This window comes from Risungbinella massiliensis (genome assembly GCF_000942395.1).
GTDB lineage: Bacteria > Bacillota > Bacilli > Thermoactinomycetales > Thermoactinomycetaceae > Risungbinella > Risungbinella massiliensis.
Window position 1 is genome coordinate 577,178 of record NZ_LN812102.1, and the last position, 12,401, is coordinate 589,578.

Here is a 12,401-nt window from a genome sequence, read left to right on the forward strand (position 1 = left end):
TATGAAAGCTTTGCATTTTGGAGCTGGAAACATCGGAAGGGGATTTATTGGTCTAATTCTTCAACAATCAGGCTATGAAGTCACTTTTGCTGATATCAACGAAAACATAATCGGTGCGTTAACGGAGCGCAATGAGTATACCGTAGAAATTGCCGATGAGAGTCACGAAAAAATGAACGTAACAGGAGTACAAGGGATTCACTCGCAAAAAGATCCCTCCAAATTAATAAAGGCAGTCATCGAAGCAGATCTGATTACTACTGCAGTGGGTCCCAATGTTTTGAAATACTTGGCTCCTACTTTGGCTGAAGGATTACGGCAAAGAGTAAGTCAAACTGAGAAACCTCTACATATCATTGCTTGTGAAAACATGGTACGAGGAACTTCTCAGTTTCAAGAACAGATACAAGATCATCTATCTATCGAAGAACAAGCGTCTCTTCAAGGAAAGGTTGCATTTTTAGACGCAGCAGTAGACCGAATCGTACCATTACAAGCAAACCAAGATCCGCTTCATGTCATAGTAGAACCTTTTTATGAATGGGTAATCGAAACCAAAGGGCTTCTTTTGGAACAGCTCCCTATTCTCCAAGCACACTTTGTCAATGACCTCCAACCATATATTGAACGAAAACTCTTTACCGTTAACACAGGTCATGCTGCAGCCGCTTATCTAGGCTATCAAAAGGGGTATCGCTGGATAGCGGAAGCAATTCAAGATCCTGATATCTTAACAAGAACCAGATCTGTTTTAGAAGAAACAGGTTATGTCTTAACCAATATGTATTCTCTCGATCATATGGAGCACCAGAAATATATCGAGAAAATTCTCTCTCGCTTCTTAAATCCATATCTACGAGACGAAGTAATTCGGATCGCCCGTTCCCCCATTCGAAAGCTACAACCAGGTGATCGTCTAGTAGCACCAGCACGTAAGTTATTAGAACTAGGAAAAGAGCCAGTTCATTTATCCTCTGTCATTGCAGCAGCTTTGAAATACGACTATAAAGAAGATCCCGAGGCTCAAAAAATTCAGCAATATATTGCCAAACATGGATTAGAAAACGCCATCTCTCATTTTACAGGAGCTACATCGGATAGTAAGTTATTTTCTTCCATTCAAAAAAATCTATAATCGGTTCTCGTTACACAAAAGAAAAGGCATTGTCACCAGCATCTCCCCGAAAGAGGAATACTATGACAATGCCTTTTTTATCTTTTGTAGATTGATTTAGCTGATTTTTAGTAGATCCAACGATCTACTGTTTTATCATATGAAACTTGTTCGGTCTCTGGAAACCAAAGACCCATTTCTCGCGCAGCACTCTCTTCTGAATCAGAACCATGGATAATGTTCATCCCTACGCTAACTCCATAGTCACCACGAATCGTTCCAGGTAGTGCATCAGCAGGATTGGTTTTTCCCATCATTTGGCGAGCGGTAGCGATTACATTTTCTCCTTGCCAAACCATTGCAAAGACAGGACTGGAAGTAATAAAGTCAACCAATTCTCCAAAGAAAGGACGTTCTTTATGTTCACCGTAGTGTTCTTCTGCTAATTCACGGGACACATTCATCAACTTTGCACCTACAAGTTGAAAGCCTTTTTTCTCAAAACGAGCAACAATATCTCCGATTAAGCCGCGTTGTACTCCATCTGGTTTCACCATAATAAAAGTCTTTTGCATCTTGTCTTTTCCTCCAAATTTCGAAACTTATGTAATTTAGAAACAAGCAAATTGTAACAGCTAGTAAGAAGAAACGCAACTTTCAAGATACAATTACGTTTTGAAGTTTGGTAAAATTATAATTGTAAGATTTTGTATCTGCGATTTGTATCTGCGATTTGTATCTGCGAAAGGATGATATCTTATATGACAAACGTTTTACGACCCCTCTTAACGGAAATATTGGAAATTACTACAGATCAAGAAGCTTGGTTTGTACCATTAGAAGAAGCACTAAAGGGGCTAACATCCAAACAAGCAAACCAAAAAAGAGAAAATACCCACTCCATTGCGGAAATTTGCCAACATTTGCTATTTTGGAATGAACGATATCTACGCCGATTTAAAGGAGAAACGCCTCAAGTTGAGGTCAAGGATAACGCAGCAACATTTGACTCTCCTGAAAAGCTAGATTGGGAAGAACTAAAAGCCAAATTGCTGTCAGTCCAAAAAGAGTGGATTGAGTTGGTGAAATCGTGTGAGGAGGAACAATTCAGCAGATTTCATCCACAGTTAGATAGTCCATGGTGGAGTGAAATAGCATGTTTAACTAACCATACTTCCTATCATATAGGCCAGATTGTGCAAATACGAATAGAAGCTGGAAACTGGCATCGTTAACATGATCTCTATGTAAACAATAAAAAGACCGATGAATAATCTCATCGGTCAGAGAATATCTCTATTCTCTTTGCTCAGAATCTTCTCTTTCTTTATAGGAAGTAAGGAGCTTGATGTACTGTCTAGTACTACTATTGATTAAACAAGCCAATTGACCTAATTTTAAATATAATTGAAGTGACTTTATAATATCATTTGCTACAACTATCTCCAGTTTATAGTAATCCATCCAATACTTCTTTGATAACTCATAGATGTCATAACCATATTCTGTTTGGGCTATATCCAATATTCCGTCTTCAATACTAAGTTGAATTCCCCTATCACCAAAACTAAATGATTGAAACTTAGATTCAGTAGGCGGATAAGTTCGCATATGCCTGCGTAGACCAACCCAATACGTAGGTAGTTCTTGTAATCTTGAATTATTCAAATGATGATGATCGGTTAGAGAAGCTACTTGGTTTTTATGATCAAGTTCTAAGCTATAGTCAATAGTTGGGAAATAGATTAACACTACATTCGTTAGATCAAAACTTACTTGTTGTTCTTGTAAGAGAAACGGAAGAGCGTGTACTGGTTCAAGGTCTTCTTGTTTTTGATAGTAGATGGTAAAAATATCTTGTTCTAAATTTGAGATGATCCCTTGGAATTTTGAAATAGTTCCCTCAATTGATTCGATATACTTCCTAACATCTGATTTTTTCATAATAGAGATTCCCCCTAATAATATTTTTAGGGGGATTCTTCCCCCTAGGTGGATACTCCATTTTGAAGAATCCACCTAGGGGGAAGAGATTCTGATTATTACTATCATAAATAGTAGTATCAAAAGAATCAAGGTCATATGAGCGCTAAAAGTTATAGGTTTTAGAAAACTATCAAAATCATAGTTGGTAAACAAAAAAAAGCCTATCAAAAGGAAATTAGCCGAAATGATCCTTTTGATAGGCTTTATATATTTCCTCTCTAATACGAACGACTCACAATAAATTCGGCAATCAAACGCAAAGATTCTCTCTCCGAACTTTTCGGCATCGCCTCCAATGATGCTAAAGCTTTGGAAAGATATTTACGAGATAGCTCTAAAGTATATTCGATTCCTCCCGATTTCTTTACGTATGTGAGAAGTTCAGATAGATCCCCCTCTTCTCCACGAGTTGTCAAATACGTTAGAAGAGAAGCTTTTTGCTCTTGTGGGAGATGTTGTAGAGCATAAATAACAGGTAAGGTGACATTTCCTTGACGCAAATCACTTCCTGCTGGTTTCCCAAGAATCTTCTCTTCTCCAACCAGATCTAACACGTCATCTGTCATCTGAAACGCCATGCCGACACAATATCCATATCGAGTTAAGAGTCGAACTACCTGTTCATCTGCACCGCTACCAATTGCTCCAAGCCGACAACTAATTGCCATGAGTAAAGCAGTTTTCCGCTTAATCCGGTGTAAATAGTTACGGAGACTTTGATTTGGCTGGAACAGATCACGTAATTGGTCAATCTCTCCTAAACACACTTCATTTATTGCTCTAGATAAGATACGATGCCCCTCTGGGCTTTGAAAGCGCTTCATCTCTTGAAGTGCTTTGGCAAAAAGATAATCACCTGTATACATGGCCACTTTATTGTCCCACTCTGCCTTCACAGTGGTGCGACCTCGTCTTGTTTGAGCGTTGTCAATGACGTCGTCATGAACCAAGCTAGCCATATGGATCAGTTCTAAAGAGACTGCAATCGGAAGTAACTGCGAGAACTGATAATTTCCCATCCGCCCTGAGAGCAATACAAAAACAGGGCGCATCCGTTTTCCACCTGCGTCTAAGAGATGGCGAGAGGATTTAGCAAGCGATGGTTCTGTCGTTTGGATCGATTCTGCTAATCGTTTTTCTACTTGTTCTAGGTCATTTCGTAAGCTAACATAAATATTTTGTAATTTTAACATTATCGGCTCTCGTCTCTCCCGTCTCCGCTCAATTAAGTAAAACTTCCTTCAGTGAGATTTGCCTTCATTCCAACTGAAGATTAGTTGACCAATCGGACCTTTTACAGGCAGTAATTCCCTAGAGTCTAGCTTCTTTGCTTCTTCCAGATCTAAGTCTTACTCCCCGTTAAGAGTGGGATTAAAAGGAAGCCATACGGATCGGCACTTCTTCTGTTAGGATATGAAGTTCTCTTAGATCCTGGAAATATCTGGCCAATCCTCTCGCTTCTAAGTCAGAAAAGTCATAGTGTAACTTTTCCAGATAATACTCTCGCCAAAAAGATGTGTCTCCCCCTAATCTTGCCTGCGCTTTCGGAATTACTTGATCTAGGGAAGACAAGCCATCTTCCTTTGCTTCTACCACCCTATTAGCGACCTGTTGTAACGTCTCGTAATAAGGAGTGACCGCCTCTGCTCGAATAGCCCATACTGCAAAGGTCATCGATTCACCTGTTACACGATGCCACTCTTCTCCTAAATCAAACACCTTACACTTCGTAGCTGTTTTCGACCAGTTAGCTTTGATCGCTGCATCTCCAATCAAGAGAGCAGCATCTGCTTCTGGTAACATCTGATCTAAGTTGGGGTCCATAGGGAGATACATTGGTCGAACACCTTCATACTTCTCTAATAGAACCCGTAGCAGATTGGTGGAAGAGGCTGATTGATTCGTTACAGCAATCTTTTTCCCGTCTAATTCCGCCAACGATTCGCCTTTCGTAAAAAGAAAAATCGAGCCTACTGCATCTCGTGCACTAACAGATATATTTGGCAAAAGTACATACTCTCTCCAATTTTCAGCATAAGCAAAGGAAGAAATGCTACTCATCTGGATCTTAGCTGCTTGCAGATGCAGATTCAGTTGGGAAGGTACATTTCGAATCTCCTCCACCCATAAATCAGACAGATCTAATTTTTCATATAGCGGAAATACATTGGTATATACTATTTTTCCTATTTTCAAACGATCCTTCAAAGCTCCTCCTCCTTCCAGCGCTTATATAGTTGGTGTTCCACCCCTATTTGATCCAAAATCTTCCCTGCAACAAAGCGAACCATGTCTTCTATCGTCTCAGGCCGTGAATAAAAACCGGGCATAGCTGGTAAAATCATTACTCCATTGTTCGTTAGCTTTAACATGTTTTCTAAATGAATGGAGCTAAGTGGGGTCTCCCGAGGAACCACAACGAGCTGTCGGCGCTCTTTGATCATCACATCTGCCGAACGCTCGAGAAGATTGCTCGAAATCCCAAGTGCGATCCGTGCCATTGTTGCCATGGAGCATGGAACAACGACCATTGCATCTACTGGAAATGAGCCAGAAGCGATTGAGGCTCCAATATCCCGAAGTGGGTGAAAAACCAATTCACCTGGCAAGTGACCCATACGTTCTTGAAAAAGCCTTTCTCGCTTTTGAATCTCCCAGTCATGTTCCTCTTGCAAAACGCGCCAAGCTGCTTCCGTCACCATTAGGTGTACATAGTGTCCTTGACGCAAAAGCTCTTCTAATACACTAAGAGCATAAGGGGCACCACTGGCTCCACTCATCCCAACGATAATTCGTTTTTTTCTATTCATAGAACATCCACCATCATAAAGAGAAAGAGAATAATGCTGATCATACTATTCATGGTGAAAAAGGCGGTATTCATCCGAGACAAATCATCTGCTGAAACAATGAGATGCTCGTAGATCAGGATTCCGATGACAACTAGAACACCTAATCCGTACCATATCCCTAGATTGGTCAACCAGAGCAAACTTACAAATCCGATTATGGTACCGACATGCATCCAAGTAGAGATCGCCAAGCCACGTTTTAGTCCAAATCGTGCTGGGATCGAATGAATCCCTTCGGATCGGTCAAATTCAAAGTCTTGGCAAGCATAGATGACATCAAATCCACCAATCCAGAGTGCTACCGAAACAAACAAGACAATTCCGGCTAAATCCACTTGTCCAGTAGTTGCAACCCAGCCTCCTAGTGAACCAAGCCCAGTAGCGATTCCAAGAACAAGATGACATGCCCATGTAAAACGCTTGGTATACGAATAAATAACTAAAAAGAAAACGGCGATCGGTAATAACTTCACTGCCAGCATATTTAGTTGATATGCAGCTACAAAAAGCACGAAGAACGATGCAATTACAAAACCCCAAGTAAAGGAAACCGAGACGAGCCCAGCTGGAATATGACGATTCGCTGTTCGAGGGTTCTTGGCATCAATATGCCGATCAATTAATCGGTTGAGTGCCATCGCAGCACTTCTTGCTCCAACCATAGCAAGCGTTATCCAGAAAAACTCTAACCATGAAGGGAAAAAGCCGCGAACTTCCAGACTTCCTAAAATCGCTCCCATATAGGCAAAGGGTAGCGCAAAGAGAGAATGTTCTATTTTAATCATATCGAATACATGTCGTAATTTGATCCACATCGCGTTTGTCCTCATTCTACTGGTTTTCTGCCTAGATGGAGTGCCGTTATTCCGAAAGTGAGCGGATATACCTCTACTTCCAGCCCCACTTCTTCTTCCATCAGCTTTTTCAACTCTTGATAGTCTGGAAACGAAACGAGAGATTCTGGTAACCAACGATACTGTTCATAACTATTAGCAAAAAGTTTCCCTAGTACCGGCAATACTTTTTGAAAATAAAACAAATAGATGCGTCGAAACAGAGGAGAGGTTGGTTTGGATAGTTCCAAAGATACAACCTGACCACCTGGTTTGACCACTCGCTTCATTTCCTTTAATACTTGCACCAAGTCTGGTACATTTCGCAGGGCAAAACCAATCGTAGCATGGTCGAATGTATTATCGGGAAACGGAAGTTTCATAGCGTCCCCTTCTACTAACTCAATCTGCTGCTGCCGGTTTTTTTCTTCAATCTTACGCTTGCCTACTTCAAGCATGTTCGCACTAAAATCGAGCCCCACCATCTTGCCTGTCTGACTCGCTTCTGCAAGCGAAATAGTCCAATCGCAAGTTCCACAGCAGACATCAATTGCTGTCTGGCCAGGGCGTACTTGCATTTTCTTCATCGTAAACTTCCGCCAAGCTTTATGTCTACGAAAACTAAGAATAGAATTCATTACATCATAACGACCGGCTATACTTTCAAAAACTCCATGTACAAACTTTTTCTTTTGATTTCCCGAAAGTTTCTCCATCGTTGTCCTCTCTCTTTCGCCGATGCTCGTCATACTTCATCAAAGTGTCGAAATTCAGCTAGTATCTCTGATGGCAACCAATCACTATCTTGTATTAAATCTAAGTGACCGGCTTGTTTAGAACAGAACAGTGTAAAGACTTGTTTCCAATTTTCATGTGGCTCTGTTCCAAAAAGCGCAAAAATCCCCAAACATAGCTGTTCCGATACCCATTGTTCAGTAGTGAGCAAGCCTTTCCCCAAATAAGCATGCATCTTTTCTTCTTGAATCTGACTGGTGACATTGGCTAGTTGCTGTATTACATTTGCCTCTTCCCATTCCCCCAAAATACGATAAAAAAGACTACTGTAAAAATCTCCTATCAAAATAGCCAATTGTTGCTTTTGGAATTTCTCTAAATCGGCAGGGGAATCATGTGTAATAGTTTCATGTACCGTCAAACCCATATGTAAACAAGCTGTTGCAACCGTCCAGACTCGTCTCCTTTTGGAGGATAGAGACTGAGAACATAAAAAAAGATGGACAAGCCGGATAAAATCTTTTGGGATCGGCGGTTGTCCAAGATGAGCCGCTAGATAAGGATGCTGCACATCTTGCTCTACTTGATGGAGGATCGCTCTGTATTCTTTCTGTATCAGCGTCATCTATACGCTCCTCCAAACTGTAACAACTCTAACAAACTTATACAAAATAAGAAATCCAACCATCATTGTAAAGGTTTTGTCACGCTTCGTCTATGGTTTGAACTTCACCAAATGGAGTAATAATTCTTGCCTTTCCTCTGACTTTTACTGCAGAAGTATGTTCAGTAAATTGGGCAATCATCACTTCCCCTTTGTCTAATTTCTCTGAATGATGGAATCGTGTATCTTTCCCTCGTGTAAGTCCTATTACATTCACTCCATTTTCTTCTGCTTTAATGATAAAATACTCTACTCCAGTCGGCTTATCCATTTGCTTTCCCTCCTGTAAAAACGTACCTTTTCTCCATTGTACCGCAACTGCACAAAAAAAACCCTTTTTCCGTAATTGGAAAAAGGATTTTTGGTTGGTCGGGCTAGCCAGAATTGAACTGACGACCTCTTGCACCCCATACAAGCGCGCTACCAAGCTGCGCCATAGCCCGATATATGTATTCCATTATAAAACGAAAAATTTAGAGAGTCAACGTGTTTACCATCTGAATGCAGAAAAAAGACAGCCCAACTTATTTTAGTTAGGCTATCTATCATGTAATTTTCTTAGCTATTGCGCAAAATATGTTGCATTGCTTCTGATCTTGCAACTGCATCTTCTTGGAAAACACCACGAACTGCAGAGGTTACCGTCATAGAGCCGGGTTTTTTCACACCTCTCATCGTCATACACATATGTTCTGCTTCTATCACCACAATAACACCATGAGGTTCTAATTTTTCCATCAGAGCATCTGCAATCGTGCTTGTAATTCGTTCCTGAAGTTGTGGACGGCGAGTTACGGATTCCACAGCACGAGCTAATTTGCTCAGACCCGTTACACGCCCTCCTTTTGGTATGTATCCTACATGAGCTTTCCCAAAAAACGGGACTAGATGATGCTCACAAGTGGAAAAGAACGGGATATCTTTGACGAGGACAAGTTCCTCATGAGGCTCACTAAACACAACAGAAAACTCTTCTTTCGGGTCTTTGTCTAACCCTGAGAAAATTTCCTCGTACATCCGCGCTACTCGTTTTGGTGTATCTAAAAGCCCCTCACGATCTGGGTCCTCTCCAACTGCTTCTAAAATCATGCGTACTGCATTTTGAATTTTTTCTTGATCCACACGCAAAATTCGGTCTCTCCTTTCAACTCTCCCTAGTCTGCTCCAAAACAGACGGGAAGATTATACCATGAGAAGAGGAATTTAAAACGAAACAGATTTTTACCAATAATTAATTTTTAATCTTTAACAAAATAACTTTTTGTGTACATCACAATTTTTAATAGCAACTCTTGGTCTAAAATGGCTTATTTTATTTTCTATTAGTTAAAATACGAAGAAAAATATTGTTTTTTTATATAATTAAGCAGAAAACGCTTTCAAGTTTTTTCAACATACTTTATATTTATTTTATATCAACCTGATTTTTTGTATATTTTCGCACTTTATCAACATTTCTATTATAGGAGGTAGAAAAAGCATGAGTTTATCTACAGAAGCGAAATCGCATGCAGAACCATCATCAGAAGTAGCAACTCCAACTCCCCCTACTGGTGTTAAGCGTTTTACGATGGTAGGACCTGGTCTGATCACAGCAGCTACTGGCGTAGGTGCTGGAGATTTGGTCGCTGCCCTAGTTGCTGGAACCAAATATAATATGACCTTTGTTTGGGCCATTGTGCTTGGAGCAATCATCAAATTCGCTCTCAATGAAGGGGTAGGGCGCTGGAGCTTAGCCACAGGCAAAACAATCTTACAAGGCTGGCGATCTCTTGGAAGTTGGACAACCATCTATTTTGGAATCTATGTAGTCATCTGGGGCTTTGTTTATGGAGCTGCTGGTACTTCATCTGCTGCTCTTGCTAGTACTGCAATGTTCCCGCAAATCCCTCTCTGGGGTTGGGCTATTATTCACGGTTTAGTAGCATTCGGTCTTGTTTGGATGGGACGTTATCAAATATTCGAGAAAGTGATGATGTGGCTGACAGGCTTTATGTTCATCACTGTCGTTGGTAGTGCTATTTTTGTTTTCCCTACCATATTAGACTTAGTAGGCGGATTGGTTCCACGTTTACCTGATGGTTCACTGTTTTATGCATTAGGATTAATCGGAGGTGTAGGCGGCTCCATCACGATGGCATCCTATGGCTATTGGATCAAAGAGAAGAAATGGTCTGGTCGTCCGTGGATTCCGATTATGCGATTTGATTCTGCAACCGCCTATATTATGACATCGATCTTTACAATCGCCCTACTCATTGTGGGTGCAGGCTTCCTCTTTGGGACAGGTATCACCATTGAAGGGGAAAAAGGATTACTTGCACTTGGAGAACTACTAGGAGAACGCTTTGGCGAGTGGGTTCGTTGGTTGTTCTTACTTGGTTTCTGGTCTGCCTCTTTCACCTCTGTATTAGGTGTATGGAACGGGGTACCCTACCTCTTTGCAGACTTTATGCGTCATTTGGGGAAAGACCGCGAATATGAAGATCCAGAACCAGTGAAAGAGACTTCCAAATGGTATCGTGCCTTTTTAATCTGGCTCACCTTCCCACCAATGCTCCTTCTGTTCCTTGGAAAACCAGTACAATTAGTAATTGCGTACGGTGTATTAGGAGCAGTCTTTATGCCTTTCCTTGCAATCACCCTCATTTGGCTTTTAAACAGCAAACGAGTAGCATCTGATATGCGTAGTACTTGGATCAGTAACTTTATTTTAGGAGCTAGTGTAGCATTGTTCTTATTCCTAGGCTATCAAGAGTTGGTAAAAGTGCTTAGTTAATTTTAGATAGCATAGCATTGATACAAACCTGTAAACACCCCTTCCAAATGACTTTGTTAAGTCAGAGGAAGGGGTGTTATTTTAACCAATTCGCACAAGAAGTCCCCCACTTCTAAAGTGGTGGGATGAATTGGGCTTTGTTCGGTATCCCCTTAACAGGGGCACTTAGAACAACCTTTCTTTTTCTGAGAAGGAAAAGAAAGCCAAATGGTAGAAATAGAAAATACGCACATATGTGCTGTACCTTGAGAACTGAATCATATGGGGTTGTGGTGAGGATCAGCAGTCACCACGTAAAATGATTCCTGCCGATCGTAAATAGGTCCTATTTGCGACGATGAGGGTAACGTATCTACGAATCGCTTTTGCGAAAAGTAGTAGATGGTCTGTTCCGACCCATACACTTTCGTGTATGTTGCTTACTGGAGGGAGAAGATGACTTCCAATCCTTAGGGTTGAGTATATAAGGCAAACCCTTATACACATAGGAGCATTTTCTATCCTGTTGGCAAGAAACTCCCACCTCTATAGGTGGGATAGGTTCATTTAGTCTGCACATCCAAAAAAAGATTACAGCTGTGGCGGTTTTGGTTCGGGTCTTGGTCGTCGACCAGGATCTTCCTTGGGAGGACCTCCTCTAGAGATACACAACCAATAACAAGTTGCATAGGATACTGCATCGCCAGGGAATAATTTGGCACAATAATCCCCACAATCCATCCACATATATTGTGGAGTATTTTCTACAATTCTTGGAGTAACATAGCGAATGAGATTTGATGGTATAGGTGGTACCTTTGCTCTAGCCGGGCGTGGAATTTTATTCAGAGTATTCTGGGGAACTGGTAAAAGTTGTATCGGTTGTCGCTGTCTTTGAGACGTGTTTAGATCATCGGAAAATGGTACGGATGGAAAAAGACGAAAATAGGGAAGTCTCCCAAAGTACATCATAATCCCTCCTTTTTATTTATAGTGATATGTTGATTATTATGAACTGCTAAAAATCTGAACTAATGTCTAAGTATTATCAGTTTAGTTATCTACAATCAGCATGATCCACTAAAGTTTTCTTCTATAAGAAAAGACCCTCTACTTTAGAGGGTCTTTTCTATATGTAAGATCGTCCCTTACTTGTTGACGTCTTCTTTCAACTGCTTACCAGGTTTAAAGCTAGGAACTTTGGTTGCAGGGATATCGATTTCTTCCCCAGTACGAGGGTTGCGACCTTTACGTGCTTGACGGTCTTTTACCTCAAAGTTTCCAAACCCGATAAGTTGAACTTTTTCGCCGGCTTGAAGAGCTCCTGTAATCGCATCTAAAACTGCTTCTACTGCTACTCCAGCATCTTTTTTCTTAAGTTCGGTAGCTTCTGCTACTTTATTGATCAGATCGGTTTTATTCATATAAACCGCACCTCCTGTTGAATCCATGAAACCAT

15 protein-coding genes and 1 tRNA gene are annotated in these 12,401 nt (G+C 40.8%); 3 read left to right on the forward strand and 13 right to left on the reverse strand.

Features of this window, described 5'->3' with window-relative positions; all coding sequences use genetic code 11:
- The first annotated feature begins 1 nt into the window (after position 1).
- Positions 2–1,135, forward strand: a complete 1,134-nt coding sequence (locus tag VJ09_RS03315) for a mannitol-1-phosphate 5-dehydrogenase (protein WP_044640237.1) — start codon at positions 2–4, stop codon at positions 1,133–1,135.
- A gap of 107 nt (positions 1,136–1,242) precedes the next feature.
- Here the strand turns inward: VJ09_RS03315 and ndk are convergent, their stop codons facing one another.
- Positions 1,243–1,689 (reverse strand): nucleoside-diphosphate kinase, encoded by a 447-nt coding sequence (gene ndk / locus VJ09_RS03320; protein WP_044640238.1) that lies wholly within the window; start codon positions 1,687–1,689, stop codon positions 1,243–1,245.
- 186 nt (positions 1,690–1,875) lie between these two features.
- Between ndk and VJ09_RS03325 the strand changes: the two genes are divergently transcribed.
- Complete coding sequence (locus VJ09_RS03325; RefSeq protein ID WP_044640239.1) at positions 1,876–2,349, forward strand: DinB family protein; 474 nt, start codon at positions 1,876–1,878, stop codon at positions 2,347–2,349.
- Positions 2,350–2,410: 61 nt separating this feature from the next.
- Here the strand turns inward: VJ09_RS03325 and VJ09_RS03330 are convergent, their stop codons facing one another.
- The 10 genes from VJ09_RS03330 to folE form a co-directional block, all read right to left on the reverse strand.
- Positions 2,411–3,058, reverse strand: a complete 648-nt coding sequence (locus tag VJ09_RS03330; RefSeq protein ID WP_044640240.1) for a hypothetical protein — start codon at positions 3,056–3,058, stop codon at positions 2,411–2,413.
- A gap of 260 nt (positions 3,059–3,318) precedes the next feature.
- A complete protein-coding gene (locus tag VJ09_RS03335) occupies positions 3,319–4,293 on the reverse strand; it encodes a polyprenyl synthetase family protein (RefSeq protein WP_044640241.1) in 975 nt (324 codons plus the stop codon).
- A gap of 178 nt (positions 4,294–4,471) precedes the next feature.
- The gene (locus tag VJ09_RS03340; RefSeq protein ID WP_044640242.1) at positions 4,472–5,308 is read right to left on the reverse strand and encodes a menaquinone biosynthesis protein; all 837 of its coding nucleotides are present in this window, start codon (positions 5,306–5,308) and stop codon (positions 4,472–4,474) included.
- Positions 5,305–5,910, reverse strand: a complete 606-nt coding sequence (locus VJ09_RS03345; RefSeq protein WP_044640243.1) for a UbiX family flavin prenyltransferase — start codon at positions 5,908–5,910, stop codon at positions 5,305–5,307. Before VJ09_RS03345 ends, VJ09_RS03340 begins: the two co-directional genes overlap by 4 nt.
- On the reverse strand, positions 5,907–6,767 hold the full coding sequence (locus VJ09_RS03350) for a UbiA-like polyprenyltransferase (protein ID WP_044640244.1): 861 nt from the start codon (positions 6,765–6,767) through the stop codon (positions 5,907–5,909). Before VJ09_RS03350 ends, VJ09_RS03345 begins: the two co-directional genes overlap by 4 nt.
- A gap of 11 nt (positions 6,768–6,778) precedes the next feature.
- Complete coding sequence (locus tag VJ09_RS03355) at positions 6,779–7,501, reverse strand: demethylmenaquinone methyltransferase (RefSeq protein WP_044640245.1); 723 nt, start codon at positions 7,499–7,501, stop codon at positions 6,779–6,781.
- A 29-nt stretch (positions 7,502–7,530) separates the two neighbouring features.
- A complete protein-coding gene (locus VJ09_RS03360; RefSeq protein WP_044640246.1) occupies positions 7,531–8,145 on the reverse strand; it encodes a heptaprenyl diphosphate synthase component 1 in 615 nt (204 codons plus the stop codon).
- 79 nt (positions 8,146–8,224) lie between these two features.
- Positions 8,225–8,455, reverse strand: coding sequence for a trp RNA-binding attenuation protein MtrB (mtrB, locus tag VJ09_RS03365; RefSeq protein ID WP_044641557.1), 231 nt, complete (start codon positions 8,453–8,455; stop codon positions 8,225–8,227).
- A 95-nt stretch (positions 8,456–8,550) separates the two neighbouring features.
- Positions 8,551–8,627, reverse strand: a tRNA-Pro gene (locus VJ09_RS03370).
- Positions 8,628–8,742: 115 nt separating this feature from the next.
- Positions 8,743–9,312 (reverse strand): GTP cyclohydrolase I FolE, encoded by a 570-nt coding sequence (gene folE / locus VJ09_RS03375; protein ID WP_407689967.1) that lies wholly within the window; start codon positions 9,310–9,312, stop codon positions 8,743–8,745.
- A 352-nt stretch (positions 9,313–9,664) separates the two neighbouring features.
- Between folE and VJ09_RS03380 the strand changes: the two genes are divergently transcribed.
- Complete coding sequence (locus VJ09_RS03380; RefSeq protein ID WP_082050384.1) at positions 9,665–10,963, forward strand: Nramp family divalent metal transporter; 1,299 nt, start codon at positions 9,665–9,667, stop codon at positions 10,961–10,963.
- 570 nt (positions 10,964–11,533) lie between these two features.
- Here VJ09_RS03380 and VJ09_RS03385 read toward each other — a convergent pair.
- Together VJ09_RS03385 and VJ09_RS03390 are read right to left on the reverse strand one after the other, a co-directional pair.
- Complete coding sequence (locus tag VJ09_RS03385; protein ID WP_147635422.1) at positions 11,534–11,914, reverse strand: hypothetical protein; 381 nt, start codon at positions 11,912–11,914, stop codon at positions 11,534–11,536.
- Positions 11,915–12,090: 176 nt separating this feature from the next.
- A complete protein-coding gene (locus VJ09_RS03390; protein ID WP_044640248.1) occupies positions 12,091–12,366 on the reverse strand; it encodes an HU family DNA-binding protein in 276 nt (91 codons plus the stop codon).
- Positions 12,367–12,401 lie beyond the last annotated feature (35 nt).

Coding starts and splice junctions, on each gene's coding strand:
- VJ09_RS03315 (WP_044640237.1), top strand. CDS start 2: ATGAAAGCTTTGCATTTTGGAGCTGGAAACATCGGAAGGGGATTTATT.
- ndk (WP_044640238.1), bottom strand. CDS start 1,689: ATGCAAAAGACTTTTATTATGGTGAAACCAGATGGAGTACAACGCGGC.
- VJ09_RS03325 (WP_044640239.1), top strand. CDS start 1,876: ATGACAAACGTTTTACGACCCCTCTTAACGGAAATATTGGAAATTACT.
- VJ09_RS03330 (WP_044640240.1), bottom strand. CDS start 3,058: ATGAAAAAATCAGATGTTAGGAAGTATATCGAATCAATTGAGGGAACT.
- VJ09_RS03335 (WP_044640241.1), bottom strand. CDS start 4,293: ATGTTAAAATTACAAAATATTTATGTTAGCTTACGAAATGACCTAGAA.
- VJ09_RS03345 (WP_044640243.1), bottom strand. CDS start 5,910: ATGAATAGAAAAAAACGAATTATCGTTGGGATGAGTGGAGCCAGTGGT.
- VJ09_RS03350 (WP_044640244.1), bottom strand. CDS start 6,767: ATGTGGATCAAATTACGACATGTATTCGATATGATTAAAATAGAACAT.
- VJ09_RS03355 (WP_044640245.1), bottom strand. CDS start 7,501: ATGGAGAAACTTTCGGGAAATCAAAAGAAAAAGTTTGTACATGGAGTT.
- VJ09_RS03360 (WP_044640246.1), bottom strand. CDS start 8,145: ATGACGCTGATACAGAAAGAATACAGAGCGATCCTCCATCAAGTAGAG.
- mtrB (WP_044641557.1), bottom strand. CDS start 8,455: ATGGATAAGCCGACTGGAGTAGAGTATTTTATCATTAAAGCAGAAGAA.
- VJ09_RS03380 (WP_082050384.1), top strand. CDS start 9,665: ATGAGTTTATCTACAGAAGCGAAATCGCATGCAGAACCATCATCAGAA.
- VJ09_RS03385 (WP_147635422.1), bottom strand. CDS start 11,914: ATGATGTACTTTGGGAGACTTCCCTATTTTCGTCTTTTTCCATCCGTA.
- VJ09_RS03390 (WP_044640248.1), bottom strand. CDS start 12,366: ATGAATAAAACCGATCTGATCAATAAAGTAGCAGAAGCTACCGAACTT.